The organism is Rouxiella badensis (assembly GCF_026967515.2).
In the GTDB taxonomy this organism is placed as follows: Bacteria; Pseudomonadota; Gammaproteobacteria; order Enterobacterales; family Enterobacteriaceae; genus Rouxiella; species Rouxiella badensis.
Genome location: NZ_CP114062.1, coordinates 3,255,855 through 3,270,841, shown reverse-complemented (window position 1 = coordinate 3,270,841; position 14,987 = coordinate 3,255,855). Strand labels below are relative to the sequence as shown.

General features: G+C 51.7%; 12 protein-coding genes and 4 tRNA genes. 14 read left to right on the top strand and 2 right to left on the bottom strand.

The genetic code is table 11. The features are described from left to right. Positions 1 to 158: 158 nt before the first annotated feature. The 13 genes from mltB to luxS all read left to right on the top strand — a co-directional run bounded on the left by mltB (position 159) and on the right by luxS (position 11,108). Positions 159 to 1,232 (top strand): lytic murein transglycosylase B, encoded by a 1,074-nt coding sequence (mltB, locus tag O1V65_RS15190; RefSeq protein WP_017490851.1) that lies wholly within the window; start codon positions 159 to 161, stop codon positions 1,230 to 1,232. A 227-nt stretch (positions 1,233 to 1,459) separates the two neighbouring features. Then, the gene (gene pncC / locus O1V65_RS15185) at positions 1,460 to 1,954 is read left to right on the top strand and encodes a nicotinamide-nucleotide amidase (RefSeq protein WP_017490850.1); all 495 of its coding nucleotides are present in this window, start codon (positions 1,460 to 1,462) and stop codon (positions 1,952 to 1,954) included. A 128-nt stretch (positions 1,955 to 2,082) separates the two neighbouring features. After that, complete coding sequence (gene recA, locus O1V65_RS15180; protein WP_017490849.1) at positions 2,083 to 3,147, top strand: recombinase RecA; 1,065 nt, start codon at positions 2,083 to 2,085, stop codon at positions 3,145 to 3,147. Positions 3,148 to 3,355: 208 nt separating this feature from the next. Further along, positions 3,356 to 3,871 (top strand): recombination regulator RecX, encoded by a 516-nt coding sequence (recX, locus tag O1V65_RS15175; protein WP_038327792.1) that lies wholly within the window; start codon positions 3,356 to 3,358, stop codon positions 3,869 to 3,871. A 139-nt stretch (positions 3,872 to 4,010) separates the two neighbouring features. Continuing rightward, the gene (gene alaS / locus O1V65_RS15170) at positions 4,011 to 6,638 is read left to right on the top strand and encodes an alanine--tRNA ligase (RefSeq protein WP_269129847.1); all 2,628 of its coding nucleotides are present in this window, start codon (positions 4,011 to 4,013) and stop codon (positions 6,636 to 6,638) included. A gap of 255 nt (positions 6,639 to 6,893) precedes the next feature. After that, positions 6,894 to 7,079 (top strand): carbon storage regulator CsrA, encoded by a 186-nt coding sequence (csrA, locus tag O1V65_RS15165; RefSeq protein WP_013574027.1) that lies wholly within the window; start codon positions 6,894 to 6,896, stop codon positions 7,077 to 7,079. A 327-nt stretch (positions 7,080 to 7,406) separates the two neighbouring features. Then, positions 7,407 to 7,499, top strand: a tRNA-Ser gene (locus O1V65_RS15160). Positions 7,500 to 7,507: 8 nt separating this feature from the next. Then, positions 7,508 to 7,584 (top strand) — tRNA-Arg (locus O1V65_RS15155). A gap of 115 nt (positions 7,585 to 7,699) precedes the next feature. After that, positions 7,700 to 7,776: transfer RNA gene (locus O1V65_RS15150), tRNA-Arg, on the top strand. 50 nt (positions 7,777 to 7,826) lie between these two features. Further along, a tRNA-Arg gene (locus O1V65_RS15145) sits at positions 7,827 to 7,903 on the top strand. 233 nt (positions 7,904 to 8,136) lie between these two features. After that, positions 8,137 to 8,703 carry a fructose-1-phosphate/6-phosphogluconate phosphatase gene (yqaB, locus tag O1V65_RS15140; RefSeq protein WP_165429950.1) on the top strand — a complete coding sequence of 189 codons (567 nt, stop codon included), beginning with the start codon at positions 8,137 to 8,139 and terminating at the stop codon, positions 8,701 to 8,703. A gap of 155 nt (positions 8,704 to 8,858) precedes the next feature. Next, positions 8,859 to 10,421 carry a glutamate--cysteine ligase gene (gene gshA / locus O1V65_RS15135; protein ID WP_017490845.1) on the top strand — a complete coding sequence of 521 codons (1,563 nt, stop codon included), beginning with the start codon at positions 8,859 to 8,861 and terminating at the stop codon, positions 10,419 to 10,421. 171 nt (positions 10,422 to 10,592) lie between these two features. Then, positions 10,593 to 11,108 (top strand): S-ribosylhomocysteine lyase, encoded by a 516-nt coding sequence (gene luxS, locus O1V65_RS15130; RefSeq protein WP_026110385.1) that lies wholly within the window; start codon positions 10,593 to 10,595, stop codon positions 11,106 to 11,108. A 106-nt stretch (positions 11,109 to 11,214) separates the two neighbouring features. Here luxS and O1V65_RS15125 read toward each other — a convergent pair whose 3' ends face one another. Next, positions 11,215 to 12,501, bottom strand: a complete 1,287-nt coding sequence (locus O1V65_RS15125) for an HlyC/CorC family transporter (protein WP_084913219.1) — start codon at positions 12,499 to 12,501, stop codon at positions 11,215 to 11,217. A 45-nt stretch (positions 12,502 to 12,546) separates the two neighbouring features. Beyond that, the gene (locus O1V65_RS15120; RefSeq protein WP_017493594.1) at positions 12,547 to 13,338 is read right to left on the bottom strand and encodes a cytochrome C assembly family protein; all 792 of its coding nucleotides are present in this window, start codon (positions 13,336 to 13,338) and stop codon (positions 12,547 to 12,549) included. A gap of 179 nt (positions 13,339 to 13,517) precedes the next feature. Between O1V65_RS15120 and ffh the strand changes: the two genes are divergently transcribed. Then, positions 13,518 to 14,879, top strand: coding sequence for a signal recognition particle protein (gene ffh, locus O1V65_RS15115; RefSeq protein ID WP_017493593.1), 1,362 nt, complete (start codon positions 13,518 to 13,520; stop codon positions 14,877 to 14,879). Positions 14,880 to 14,987: the final 108 nt, after the last annotated feature.

Genomic DNA, 14,987 nt, shown 5'->3' with positions numbered 1-14,987 from the left:
CCTGCCTAGGATCCTCCGCCAGCACCTGGTTTTAACCCCGTCTGGCGGAGTGTTTATCTGTTGTTTGTTTAATTTCCCTTTAACATTCCTGTTTGTTCGTTGCAAACAATGCATTAACATGACGATCTACTTTTTTTGTATCGCCATACGGATATCTGATGCGCTACCTGGCTACCCTTCTTCCCATGGTTGTTCTGCTCTCAGCCTGTAGCAGTACGCCGAAAAATACCCCTTCTGCTCAAGGTACTGCACCGAGCGGTGGATTCCTGCTATCTCCTGCGCAGAACGGCCTTTTGCCTAACGGGGATTTTGCCGATAATGCCGCGGCCAATGCGTTTATCGACAAAATGGTGCGCGAGCACGGGTTTGACCGTCAACAGCTGCAGGATACTCTCGGGCAGGCGAAGCGGCTGGACTGGGTTCTGCGGCTGATGGATCGCCAGGCGCCTATCGGTCCGGCTCCGACGGGGCCTTACGGCGCGTGGATCCGCTATCGTAGCAAGTTCATTACGCCTGATAACGTGCAGAACGGCGTGGCCTTCTGGGACCAGTATCAGGATGCGCTGCAGCGTGCCTACCAGCAGTATGGTGTACCGCCTGAAATTATCGTCGGTATTATCGGCGTAGAGACGCGCTGGGGTAGGGTGATGGGTAAAACGCGTATCATTGATGCCCTCGCGACGCTGGCGTTTGACTATCCTCGCCGCGGTGCATACTTTGCCAGTGAGCTGGAAACCTTCCTGTTGATGTCCCGCGCGGAAGGTGACGATCCGCTGGCGCTACGTGGATCCTTCGCCGGTGCGATGGGTTACGGCCAGTTTATGCCTTCTGCATTCAAGCAATTCGCCGTTGACTTCGATGGCGATGGTCACGTGAACCTATGGGACCCGATTGACGCTATCGGCAGCGTAGCCAACTACTTTAAATCAAACGGTTGGGTGCCGGGTGAGCCGGTTGCGGTGCAGGCGAGCGGTCAGGCTGCCGGGCTGGAAAACGGCTATCAGACCAAATATTCCGTCTCGACGCTGGCCTCGGTGGGCCTCACGCCAATGGGATCCCTCGGCGGTTATCAGCAGGCGAGCCTGCTGCGTCTGGATATGGGCACCTACTATCAGTACTGGTATGGTCTGCCTAACTTCTATGCTATTACCCGTTATAACCACAGCACGCAGTACGCGATGGCCGTGTGGCAACTGGGTCTGGCGGTGAAGCAGGCGCGCATGGGTAACTAATATCCCAACCCTCAATTCCGGCAGCAGCGGTCGTTGCTGCCGTTATTCTCCCTTACTCTCTCCAATTTTCACCCGTCTGCGCGCGCGCTCCCATAAACAGTGCCTGCTAATGAAAGCCATTTTTACGTCTCGGGAGACTTCCCGTACTTTGTTACTCTGCATAACTCTTGGGCTGCGAGAAGTGCTAACATTGCCTGACTTAAACTTTTCTTGTTGCGGGACAAGCTATGACCGAAAAGCATTTGCAGCAGCTCAGCATTGATGTCGGGGCGGCGCTGAAAGCGGCCGGCCTGTGGGTAACCTGTGCCGAATCTTGCACCGGTGGCTGGGTGGCGAAAGCCATTACCGATGTCGCAGGCAGCTCCGCCTGGTTTGACCGTGGATTCGTCACATACAGTAACGCCGCCAAGCGTGAATTGCTGGACGTCTCCGATTCTACGCTCAAAGAATTTGGTGCGGTCAGTGAACAGGTCGTGCGGGAAATGGCCCGTGGTGCAAGGTATGCGGCGGGGGCGGACGTTGCGGTATCGATTAGCGGAATTGCCGGTCCTGATGGCGGCAGTGAGGCTAAACCAGTGGGCACCGTATGGTTTGGATTTGCCGACAAAGATGGTCGGATTTATGCATGCAAACAGGTTTTTTCCGGAGATCGCGAAGCCGTACGTTTGCAAGCTGCTGTTTTCTCGCTACAAACCTTACTCGACGAGTTTTTGAAAAAATAGGCTTGATACTGTATGAGCATACAGTATAATTACAGCTAATTACCTGCATGTGAACTTTGCATCCAAACAACAACATTCAGTGACAACGACGTGTAGTTTCGCACGGCTCGTCACCCGAAGGAGTAAAAATGGCTATTGATGAGAACAAGCAAAAGGCGTTAGCTGCGGCACTGGGCCAGATTGAAAAGCAATTCGGTAAAGGCTCCATCATGCGTCTTGGTGAAGATCGCTCTATGGATGTTGAAACGATCTCCACCGGCTCTCTGTCTCTGGATATCGCGTTGGGCGCAGGTGGCTTGCCAATGGGCCGTATCGTAGAGATCTACGGACCAGAATCTTCAGGTAAAACGACCCTGACTCTGCAGGTTATCGCTGCCGCTCAGCGCGAAGGTAAAACCTGTGCATTTATCGATGCTGAACACGCGCTTGACCCAATCTATGCCAAGAAATTGGGCGTAGATATCGACAATCTGCTGTGTTCTCAGCCGGACACCGGTGAGCAGGCGCTTGAAATCTGTGACGCACTGACCCGCTCTGGTGCGGTTGACGTTATCATCGTTGACTCCGTGGCTGCATTGACACCAAAAGCAGAAATCGAAGGTGAAATCGGTGACTCTCACATGGGCCTCGCGGCACGTATGATGAGCCAGGCGATGCGTAAACTGGCCGGTAACCTGAAAAATGCCAACACGCTGCTTATCTTCATTAACCAAATCCGCATGAAAATTGGTGTGATGTTCGGTAACCCGGAAACCACTACCGGTGGTAACGCACTGAAGTTCTATGCTTCTGTACGTCTTGATATCCGTCGTATTGGCGCAATCAAAGACGGCGACGTCGTTGTCGGTAGCGAAACGCGCGTTAAAGTTGTTAAGAACAAGATTGCTGCGCCGTTCAAACAGGCTGAATTCCAGATCATGTATGGTGAAGGCATCAACATCAACGGCGAGCTGGTCGACCTGGGCGTTAAGCACAAGCTGATCGAGAAAGCCGGTGCATGGTACAGCTACAACGGCGAGAAAATCGGTCAAGGCAAATCTAATGCCAGCAATTTCCTGAAAGAGAATCCGAAAATTGCTTCCGAAATCGACAAAAAACTCAGAGAAATGCTGCTGAGCGGTACCGGTGAACTGAGCGTTGCATCGACTGCCGAAGGACTGGACGACAACGTTGAAACCAGCGAAGAGTTTTAATTCTCCGTTCTGAGTATGGCTTTCGCATCAAGGGCCGTACTTAAGAAATTGTCGCCTTAAAAAACAGCCTGCAACCCAGGCTGTTTTTTTGCTTTTTAAGGAGCGAAAAATGACTCAGGACATAAATGAGGACGCCGCGTTTTCATCACTGTTTTCCACCACGCAGGACGATAATGCCAAAAAGCTTAATAACCTGATTGCCAGAGCGATGCGCCTGCTGGGCCAGCGTGACCACGGTGAGGCCGAGCTTCGTCGTAAACTGCTGACGCCGCCCCAGCCCTTTACTCGTCCTTCCTCTTACAAAAACCGCAAAAATCAACAATCCAGTAGCCCGACCGTCGCAACCGCTGCTAAAGAAAAAGAGGTTGAGGAGATTTGTCCCGAGCAGGTCGAGCAGGTTATTGCATACTGTTATGAGCACGGCTGGCTAGACGACGCCAGATTCGCCGACCGCTACATTGCGGGTCGCAGTCGCAGGGGATTGGGCGCACAGCGTATTCGCTCCGAACTGATGCAAAAGGGGGTAGATAAAGAGGTGATTAACCTGGCGCTGGAAAATTGCGAGGTCGATTGGTGCACTCAGGCGTATGAGCTGGCGACGCGTAAATTTGGGCAGCCATTGCCTGTCGATTGGAAAGAAAAGTCGAAAGTTTTACGTTATTTGCTCTACCGAGGTTTTTTTCAGGAAGAAATTCAGTCTATTTATCGCGATTTTGAAGATTGAACGCATACGGGATTTTACTTCCCAGCGAAGAAATTTTATCTTATCCCCACTTTTTGTTCGTGAGCGACAAAGTAAGCTGGACGTTATCACGCTAATCTTGCTCACGGGCCGACCTTTTTAGCCTTATTCCGGGACATTTATGAGCAAGAGCACCGCTGAGATCCGTCAAGCGTTTCTCGATTTCTTCCATAGTAAGGGACACACTGTTGTCGACAGCAGCTCGCTGATCCCTACTAATGATCCGACCTTGATGTTTACCAATGCCGGTATGAACCAGTTTAAAGACGTTTTTCTGGGCCTGGATAACCGCGATTACAATCGCGCGACCACGTCTCAGCGTTGCGTACGCGCCGGTGGTAAGCACAACGATTTAGAAAACGTGGGTTACACCGCTCGTCACCACACCTTCTTCGAGATGCTGGGCAACTTCAGCTTTGGTGATTACTTCAAAGAAGACGCCATCAAGTTTGCCTGGGAGTTGTTGACTGGGGAGACCTGGTTCAACCTGCCAAAAGAAAAGCTGTGGGTGACCGTCTACGCTACCGATGATGAAGCTTACGACATCTGGGAAAAGCAGATAGGCGTACCTAAAGAACGCATCATCCGTATCGGTGATAACAAAGGTGCCCAGTATGCGTCAGATAACTTCTGGCAGATGGGTGACACCGGTCCTTGCGGCCCTTGCTCCGAGATCTTCTTCGACCACGGCGACCACATCTGGGGCGGTCCTCCGGGTAGCGCAGAAGAAGACGGCGACCGTTACATCGAGATCTGGAACCTGGTCTTCATGCAGTTCAACCGCCAGGCTGATGGCACCATGCTGCCGCTGCCTAAACCTTCGGTTGATACCGGTATGGGTCTGGAGCGTATTTCAGCGGTGCTGCAACACGTTAACTCCAACTATGACATCGACCTGTTCCAGACGCTGATCGCGGCTGTGGCAAGCGTCACTGGCGCTACCGACCTCAACAACAAGTCGCTGCGCGTTATTGCCGACCACATTCGTTCTTGCGCCTTCCTGATTTCCGATGGTGTTATTCCTTCTAACGAAGGTCGTGGCTACGTGCTGCGTCGTATCATTCGTCGTGCGGTTCGTCATGGCAACATGCTGGGCGCGAAGGAAACCTTCTTCTATAAGCTGGTTGCCCCCCTGATTCAGGTGATGGGTTCTGCGGCCGTTGAACTGGCAAAACAGCAGTCAACCGTTGAGCAGTTGCTGAAAACCGAAGAAGAGCAGTTCGCACGTACTCTGGAGCGCGGTCTGGCGCTGCTGGACGAAGAGCTGGCTGCACTGAAAGGCGATACCCTTCCAGGCGAAATTGTTTTCCGTCTTTATGACACCTTCGGCTTCCCTGTCGATTTGACCGCTGACGTTTGTCGCGAACGTAATCTGAAGGTTGACGAAGAAGGCTTCGAGAAGGCGATGGAAGTTCAGCGCAACCGTGCGCGTGAGTCCAGCGGTTTCAGCGCAGACTACAACAGCATGATCCGTGTTGAAGGCGTGACGCAGTTCTCTGGCTACGAGCACGTACAGCGTCAATCTAAAGTGGTGGCGCTATTCGTTAACGGCCAACAGGTTGACGAGATCCAGGCGGGCGAAAGCGCCATCGTGGTTCTGGATGACACGCCATTCTATGGCGAATCCGGTGGTCAAGTTGGCGATAAGGGCGTTCTGAAAGCCTCTGCGGGCGAATTCGCGGTAAGCGATACTCAGAAGTACGGCAAAGCGATTGGCCATCAGGGCGTGTTGAGCGCAGGTAAACTTGCCGTTGGCGACAGCGTCGAAGCAGACGTTGATGCAACCCGCCGTGACCGCATTCGTCTAAACCACTCTGCAACCCATTTGCTGCACGCAGCATTGCGTCAGGTTCTGGGCAAGCACGTGGCGCAGAAAGGCTCTCTGGTCAACGATAACTACCTGCGTTTCGACTTCTCGCATTTCGAAGCGATGAAGCCAGAAGAGATCCGCCAAGTAGAAGATTTGGTAAATGCGCAAATTCGTCGTAATCTGCCTATTGAGACCAACATCATGGCGCTCGACGACGCGAAAGAGCAGGGCGCAATGGCGCTGTTCGGTGAGAAATATGAAGATCACGTGCGCGTACTGCGTATGGGTGACTTCTCTACTGAGCTCTGCGGAGGGATCCACGCCAGCCGCACCGGTGATATTGGTCTGTTCCGTATTCAAAGCGAATCAGGCACGGCAGCGGGTGTCCGTCGTATTGAAGCGATTACTGGCGAAAACGCGATTAATGCGCTTCATCAGCAGAGCGACCTGTTGCAGGACGTGGCTCATCTGGTGAAAGGTGACGTGAACAGCGTGACCGACAAGATTCGTACCCTGATTGAGCGTTCACGCCTGCTGGAAAAAGAGCTTCAGCAAGTGAAAGATCAACAGGCTGCGCAGGAAAGTGCTTCACTGTCTGGCCAAACGAAAGACGTTAAAGGCGTTAAACTGCTGGTAAAACAGCTGGATAACGTTGAACCAAAAATGTTGCGTACTATGGTCGATGACCTCAAAAACCAGTTGGGTTCAGTTATTATCGTGTTGGCTACCGTAGCGGACGATAAGGTGAGTCTCATTGCGGGCGTAACAAAAGACCTGACCGATCGTGTCAAAGCCGGTGAACTCATCGGTACGATCGCAGCCCAGGTCGGCGGGAAAGGCGGCGGTCGTCCTGATATGGCTCAGGCGGGCGGTACCGATGTACAAGCTTTGCCAGCAGCGCTTGCGGGCGTTGAAGCTTGGGTTTCCGACAAGCTTTAGTCATACAATCAGTAACTGCGAGAACGCCATAATTAACTGTGTATTATGGCGTTTTTAGTCTTAACGACCGGTTGATTCTCACTATTTAAGCCACGACTGCGCTGATTTCAGCTAAACTTAAATTAACTCGTAGCTAAGGTACAAAGCTGACGACCATTTAATGTGGAGGTCATGGCTTACGTTTTCACAGCATATGATAGATAATGCCTGTGATGCTGAGAGACCCGACTCTTTTAATTTTTCAAGGAGCAAAGAATGCTTATTCTAACTCGCCGAGTTGGTGAAACCCTCATGATTGGCGATGAGGTTACGGTTACCGTTTTAGGTGTTAAAGGTAATCAGGTACGTATTGGTGTGAATGCGCCGAAAGAGGTCTCTGTTCACCGTGAAGAGATCTACCAGCGTATCCAGGCTGAAAAATCTCAACAGACGAGTTATTAATTTATCAGGCGTCTCGTCGATGGCGAGGCGCTGATGCCTTTTTAGCGCCGTTTTCAGCGTTACCCCTTCCGTTTTCTCGCTTTTCCTTTACAAAACTTCTCCCACTATCAAGACTTCCTGAATCTCTTTTTACTGATTAAACATTGGTTTTTACCAATCAAAGGCCATATTTTGCCGGTAATCTGCGCAGGTTGGATGCGAATTGTGCAAACAAACGATTCTTCGGAAAAAAGGGTTTGACTTATAAGTGCGGGAAAGTAATATGTGCGCCACGCAGTGCCGATGAGCTTAAACAAAGTAAGTCAGCACAATTCGAAAGAAGCGTATGGTGAGGTGGCCGAGAGGCTGAAGGCGCTCCCCTGCTAAGGGAGTATGCGGTCAAAAGCTGCATCCGGGGTTCGAATCCCCGCCTCACCGCCATTTAAGATGCACCCATAGCTCAGCTGGATAGAGTACTCGGCTACGAACCGAGCGGTCGGAAGTTCGAATCTTCCTGGGTGCACCATTCTTTCTTTGATGTATATTGATTTGCAATCAAGTGAGCATCAGAGGCCGATAAGGTAGAATGTGAAAGTGGTGAAGTAACTCTGCTGTAAAGAACTGCATTAAAGAATTGTTATGCACCCATAGCTCAGCTGGATAGAGTACTCGGCTACGAACCGAGCGGTCGGAAGTTCGAATCTTCCTGGGTGCACCATTCTTAATCCTTCGCTTTAGCATCAGTAAAAAACTTAAGTACTACCCCCTGCACCCATAGCTCAGCTGGATAGAGTACTCGGCTACGAACCGAGCGGTCGGAAGTTCGAATCTTCCTGGGTGCACCATATTCTTTAAGCGTTGAGATTGTGTGATGACAGAATCTCAACGTAATAAAAAACCCGCTTAGGCGGGTTTTTTGCTTTCTGCGCTTCACGAAGATATCTTCTCGCAATCCTCTCTGTTTTTGTCCTACGCCCTATGTGCTGTCCAGCCTGACAAAAAGCGACAATTTCCTATCTTTACGCTAAAGTAGTTTCCCCATATTTGTTAACAGCAGGCGGTGTTTATGGATTACAAGCTGTACGAGGGATACGAAGGATTGATATTTGATATGGACGGTACCATATTGGACACAGAGCCGACGCATCGTAAAGCCTGGAGCCAGGTATTATCGAAATACAACCTGCAGTTCAACGTAGCTGATATGGCTGCTTTAAACGGTTCGCCCACCTGGCGAATTGCAAAGCATATAATTGATAGTAACGGCGTGGAGCTCGATCCCCACCACCTCGCCGCTGAGAAAACCTCAGCCGTGCAGGAGATGTTGCTTGATACAGTTCAGCCATTACCGCTGATTGAGGTGGTAAAGGCGTTTCACGGGCGTCGCCCTATGGCGGTCGGCACCGGCAGCGAATACTGGATGGCGGACGCACTGCTGCGTCATCTGGGGCTGCGTGAGTGCTTCGACGCGGTCGTCGGCGCCAACGATGTAGAAAATCACAAGCCAGCACCCGACACCTTCCTGCGTTGCGCAGAGCTGATCGGTGTGCCGCCAGAGAAGTGTGTGGTGTTTGAAGACGCCGATTTCGGTATCGAAGCAGCCAAGAGGGCCAATATGGCCTACGTCGACGTACGGACGCTCTAGAGGCGTTTTGGCAGGCTGGGCTACGCATGTTCTGAAGTGAACACCTAAGGTGCACTCAGGGCGAGGTTAGGTTGGTATCGGTTATCAATGATGGTCACATCTATGCAGATTCAGAAAACTTACGAGTTAACTTTTCCAAACAGCGGGAGGTCAATTTGATCCCGGACGTATCAAAGGCGCTTTCCTGGTTGGAAGCCCATCCCCAAGCAGTAAAAGGTATTTGTCGGGGGATTGAGCGCGAGACCTTGCGCGTTAACCCAAATGGCGCGCTGGCAACGACGGGTCACCCTGAATCTTTAGGTTCGGCATTGACGCATAATTTGATCACTACCGATTTTGCCGAGGCTCTTCTAGAATTTATTACCCCGGTTGATGACAGTGTTGAGCATACTTTGCAGGTGCTGCGTGATATTCATCGCCATGTTGCAAGAGAACTGGGCGACGAAAGAATGTGGCCGTTCAGCATGCCTTGCTTCATTGATTCGGCCGCAGACATCGAGCTGGCGCAGTACGGCACGTCGAACATCGGCAAGCTGAAAACCCTGTATCGTCAGGGGCTGAAAAGCCGCTACGGTGCGCTGATGCAGACTATTTCCGGTATTCACTACAACTTCTCTCTGCCTCTCGAATTCTGGCAAACGCGTCTGGGCATCAGCGATGCCGAGAGTGGTAAGGACGCTATCTCCGCCGGTTATTTGAATGTCATTCGCAACTATTACCGTTTCGGCTGGGTTATCCCTTATCTGTTTGGGGCGTCGCCGGCAATTTGCTCTTCCTTCATCAAGGGCCGAGAAACGAACTTGCCGTTTGAGTACACCGAAAACGGGCTGTGCTATCTTCCTTATGCCACTTCACTGCGCTTAAGTGACTTGGGATACACCAGTAAATCTCAAAGTAATCTGGGCATTACCTTTAATGACCTCGAGACTTACATCGCCGGTGTTAAACGCGCAACCCGTACTCCGTGGGATGAATACGCGGCAATTGGCCTGAAAAAAGAGGGAAAATATCTCCAGTTAAACACCAATGTGTTACAGATTGAGAACGAGCTTTATGCTCCTATCCGTCCTAAGCGTGTCACTAAATCAGGCGAAACTCCTTCAGATGCACTGCGGCGTAGTGGGATCCAATACGTTGAGGTGCGATCCCTCGACATTAACCCATTCACCCCGATCGGTATTGATGCCTCTCAGGCACGTTTCCTCGATCTATTTTTGATATGGTGTGCATTAGCCGATGCGCCGGAAATGAACAGCGATGAGATTCGCTGTACGCGTCAAAACTGGAATCGCGTAATTCTGGAAGGACGCAAGCCGGGGCAGACGATTGGTATTGGTTGTGATGATGTCAGGCAGCCGTTAGATAAAGTCGGTAAATCACTGTTCGCCGATCTGGCGCGCGTTGCTGAAGTGCTGGATAGCCAGAATGGAAATCGCGAGTATCAAGACGTGTGCCGTGAACTGGTTGCCGCCTTCGATAATCCGGAACTGACCTATTCTGCACGTATCCTGAAAGAGATGAAGGCCGAAGGGCAGGGTAATCTCGGCGTTAAGTGGGCGGATAAATATCGTCAGATGCTGCTTGATGAGCCTCTTGAGGTGTTGAGCGAGCAGGAGCTGGCGCAAGAGAGCGAGGCTTCCAGGCTGCGTCAGCGCGACCTTGAAGCGAATGATAAGCTAAGCTTTGAAGAGTACCTGGCGACACTTGCTGGAAACTGAGGCAGGAAGCCACAAAAGAAAAAGGCCACAATCAATGTGGCCAAAACAAACATCTCTGTTTACAGGGATGATGATAACAAATGCGCGTCTTTCATATATTCAGACTCGTGATATGGGAAAAGGTTTCCTGAGTTCGATAAAAAAATAAATTTTTTTAGGAGAGGTGACGATATGCCACTGTTGGATAGCTTTACGGTAGACCATACACGAATGGCAGCCCCTGCTGTTCGCGTCGCTAAGACCATGAAAACCCCAAGTGGGGACACCATTACCGTATTCGATCTGCGTTTCTGCCGCCCGAATATTGAAGTGATGACCGAACGTGGTACCCATACTTTGGAGCACCTGTTCGCTGGTTTTATGCGTAACCACCTGAATGGTAACGGCGTCGAAATTATCGATATTTCTCCGATGGGTTGCCGCACAGGTTTCTACATGAGCCTGATTGGGTTACCGGACGAAAAGCGGGTTGCTGACTCATGGAAAGCGGCAATGGCCGATATCCTGAAGGTTAAAGATCAGAACCAGATCCCTGAGCTGAACATTTATCAGTGCGGTACCTGCAACATGCACTCGCTGAAAGAAGCACAGGAAATCGCTCAGCACATCGTTGATAGCGAAATCGGTATCAACCACAACGACGAACTGGCGCTGCCACCAGAGAAGCTGACCGAACTGCACATCTAGTCGTTCAGCATTGAATCGCTGCATTCCTGCGGTTTAAAAGCATAAAAAAAGACGCGATATTGATCGCGTCTTTTTTATTACCCGCAGAATAGGATCCGCGAAGGAATTAGTGTTCGGTGCTGCTGCGCAGCGTCTTCAACGGTCGGACCTTGACCTGTTTGATCATGTTGTCCTGTACGTCGAGGATCTCGACCTCATAGCTCTCGATACGCAGGCTGGTTCCGGCTTTTGGAATATCTTCCAGCACCTCGAGCAGCATCCCGTTGATGGTACGCGGCCCTTCGGTTGGAAGATTCCAGTTGAAGGCCTTGTTCAGCTCACGTACGTTGGCGCTACCTTCAATCAGCACGGTGCCGTCACTCTGCGGGGTCACTTCTTCTGCAAGCGTTGGCGACATCGAGGTCGTGAAGTCACCCACTATCTCTTCGAGGATATCCTCAACCGTGACCAGCCCCTGAATATCGCCATACTCATCGACCACGATGCCGACTTTCTTCTTGTTGCGCTGGAACTTGACCAGCTGAATATTCAGCGGGGTGCCTTCCGGGATGTAGTAAATCTCGTCGGCGGCGCGCAGCAGGTTCTCTTTGTTGAACTCACGCTTTTCGGTCATCAGTCGATAGGCTTCGCGTAGTCGCAGCATGCCGATTGAGTCGTCGAGAGAGTCGCGGTAAAGCACGATACGACCGTGCGGCGAGTGGGTCAGCTGGCGAATAATTGACTTCCAGTCATCGTTGATATCAATGCCGACGATTTCGTTACGCGGCACCATTATGTCATCGACCGAGACCTTTTCCAGGTCCAGCACCGACAGCAGCATGTCCTGATTGCGGCGGGAAATCTGTGAGCGTGACTCGTTCACGATGGTGCGTAACTCTTCCTTGCTGACTGCATCGCTAATGCCAACGTTGGTTTTGATACCAAACATGCGCATCAGAACCTTCGAGAGACTGTTGAGCAGCCAGACCAGCGGCAGCATGATGGTCTGAAGCGGACGCAGCAGCAGGCTGCTTGGGAAGGCGACGCGCTCCGGGTGAAGCGCCGCATAGGTCTTTGGCAGGACTTCAGCGAACAGCAGTACCACGAAGGTCAGCACACCGGTGGCAATCGCCACACCGGCATCGCCGTAGAGGCGCATACCCACGATAGTCGCCAGCGCAGAGGCCAGAATATTGACCAGGTTGTTGCCAATCAGTACCAGGCTGATGAGCTGATCGGGACGCTTGAGAAGTTTCTCCACGCGGCGCGCGGCGCGGTTGCCCTGCTTGGAAAGATGGCGTAAACGGTAGCGATTGAGGGTCATCATTCCGGTTTCGGAAGCCGAAAAATAGCCGGAAACTACCACCATGACAACCAGGATGATAATGAGGGTAGTTGTAGAGACGTGCTCCAACGGTAATTCCTTATTTATTTATAGATTAATAGTTACGAATAACGATTAATGGACCGTGAGCTGCTGAATAAGGCGGCTGCCGAAATAGGCAAGCGTCAGCAAAATGGCACCTGCCATGCTAAACCATACCACGCGACGGCCACGCCAGCCTTCGTGATAGTGTCCCCACAGCAGAACGATGTAAACCAGCCAGGCCAGAATAGACAGCACCGCTTTGTCGATGTTTTCGCGGCTGAAGAGATTCTCCATATATAACAGGCCTGTGCAAAGCGTCAGGGTCAGCAGGATTACCCCGCCCTGTGTGATATGGAACAGTTTGCGCTCGATGCTCATCAGCGGCGGCATGTCGGCTGAGAAACTCAGTTTCTTGTTCTTGAGCTGGTAATCGAGCCACGCCAGTTGCAGCGCATAAAGCGCGGCGATAATCAGCGTTGCGTAAGAGAAAAGCGCTAATCCGATGTGCACCAGCAGGCCTTTGCTGGCCTCAAGGTGAGTGATAAATTCGCCTGGCAGGAAAGCAACCAGGGCCAGATTGATTAACGCAAAGCAGTAGACAATCGGCAAAATAAACCACCCGCGGCTGCGCGAGGCGGCCACGGTCATGACGGTGCAAATGATCAGGCTGACGATAGAGCCGATATTGACCAGACTCAGGTTTTGCCCAGTGCTGACGTCAAATACCCGCTGTTCGAGCGTAATGGCGTGACAAATCAGGGCAACGAAAGCCGAAAGTAACGCTATGCGCCGATAGGTGCCATTCTTGCGGATCAGGCTGGGAATGATCAGTGAAAGGCTTAACAAATAGGCGATCATGGCGACAAGAGCTAAAGCTGGCATATTGTGTCATTTGCGTCGAAAAATGAATGAGAAAGCCAGTATAGCGTCCCCGGCGTCGTGCTCCAACAACCTTCCTGTTTTTACCTTTATATATCGGGCAGAGATTGTGCGGACTTCTCGTGTTATAATCCCGCAATTGTGTCGCAAAGGCGGCCTGTCATTACGTTGAGCAAGAGACGATGTTTGATAATTTAACCGATCGATTGTCGCGCACACTGCGCAATATCAGCGGCCGTGGGCGGCTGACCGAAGAAAATGTTAAAGAAACCCTGCGTGAAGTGCGTATGGCATTGCTGGAGGCAGACGTTGCTTTACCGGTAGTGCGTGACTTCATCAACCGTGTGAAAGAAGCGGCCGTTGGCACCGAAGTCAACAAAAGCCTGACACCGGGGCAGGAGTTTATAAAGATCGTCCAGAAAGAGCTGGAAACAGCAATGGGCGAAGCGAACTCCGAGCTGAATCTTGCCGCGCAGCCACCGGCTGTGGTGCTGATGGCCGGTCTGCAGGGGGCGGGTAAAACGACCAGCGTCGCTAAGCTCGCAAAATTCCTGAAAGAAAAGCGCAAGAAAAAAGTGCTGGTCGTTTCTGCCGACGTTTATCGCCCTGCGGCGATCAAACAGCTTGAAACGCTGGCCGAGCAGGTTGGGGTTGAGTTCTTCTCCTCCGACGTCAGCCAGAAACCTATCGACATCGTTAATGCTGCACTTCAGCATGCCAAGCTGAAGTTCTTTGACGTGCTGCTGGTGGATACCGCCGGTCGTTTGCACGTTGACGAAGCGATGATGGACGAAATCAAACAGGTCCATGCGGCCATCAAGCCGGTGGAAACCCTGTTCGTGGTCGATGCCATGACCGGTCAGGATGCCGCCAATACCGCAAAAGCCTTCAACGAAGCGCTGCCATTGACCGGTGTTATCCTGACCAAGGTAGACGGTGATGCGCGCGGTGGTGCGGCGCTGTCTATTCGTCACATCACAGGCAAACCGATTAAATTCCTGGGTATGGGTGAAAAAACCGATGCCCTCGAGCCTTTCCATCCGGACCGCGTGGCTTCACGTATTCTGGGAATGGGCGACGTGCTTTCCCTGATCGAAGATATCGAAAGCAAGGTAGACCGTGCCCAGGCCGAGAAGCTGGCCAACAAGATGAAAAAGGGCGACGGTTTCGACCTCACCGATTTCCTCGACCAGCTGAAGCAGATGCGTAACATGGGTGGCATGGCCAGCATGATGAGCAAGCTGCCGGGCGTGGGTCAACTGCCTGACAACGTCAAGTCGCAAATGGACGACAAAGTGCTGGTGCGCATGGAAGCCATCATTAACTCGATGACTATTAAAGAGCGCGCCAAGCCAGAGATTATCAAGGGTTCCCGCAAGCGCCGTATCGCGCTGGGTGCCGGTATGCAGGTGCAAGACGTTAACCGACTGCTCAAGCAGTTCGACGACATGCAGCGCATGATGAAGAAAATGAAGAACGGTGGCATGGCTAAAATGCTGCGTGGCATGAAAGGTATGATGCCACCCGGTTTCCCTGGCCGATAAGACGCTGTTCAACATGATAATAAGTACCGCTAATTAGCTGCTGGCCAAAAGTAGTTTGAGGTTATCGACGCTTTCGATTGCTTTTTGCGCCAAAATGAGTAAAATTTT

What these genes read in the sequence shown, in the direction of transcription:
- mltB (WP_017490851.1), top strand. Translation starts at nt 159, where the DNA reads ATGCGCTACCTGGCTACCCTTCTTCCCATGGTTGTTCTGCTCTCAGCC.
- pncC (WP_017490850.1), top strand. Translation starts at nt 1,460, where the DNA reads ATGACCGAAAAGCATTTGCAGCAGCTCAGCATTGATGTCGGGGCGGCG.
- recA (WP_017490849.1), top strand. Translation starts at nt 2,083, where the DNA reads ATGGCTATTGATGAGAACAAGCAAAAGGCGTTAGCTGCGGCACTGGGC.
- recX (WP_038327792.1), top strand. Translation starts at nt 3,356, where the DNA reads ATGCGCCTGCTGGGCCAGCGTGACCACGGTGAGGCCGAGCTTCGTCGT.
- alaS (WP_269129847.1), top strand. Translation starts at nt 4,011, where the DNA reads ATGAGCAAGAGCACCGCTGAGATCCGTCAAGCGTTTCTCGATTTCTTC.
- csrA (WP_013574027.1), top strand. Translation starts at nt 6,894, where the DNA reads ATGCTTATTCTAACTCGCCGAGTTGGTGAAACCCTCATGATTGGCGAT.
- luxS (WP_026110385.1), top strand. Translation starts at nt 10,593, where the DNA reads ATGCCACTGTTGGATAGCTTTACGGTAGACCATACACGAATGGCAGCC.
- O1V65_RS15120 (WP_017493594.1), bottom strand. Translation starts at nt 13,338, where the DNA reads ATGCCAGCTTTAGCTCTTGTCGCCATGATCGCCTATTTGTTAAGCCTT.
- ffh (WP_017493593.1), top strand. Translation starts at nt 13,518, where the DNA reads ATGTTTGATAATTTAACCGATCGATTGTCGCGCACACTGCGCAATATC.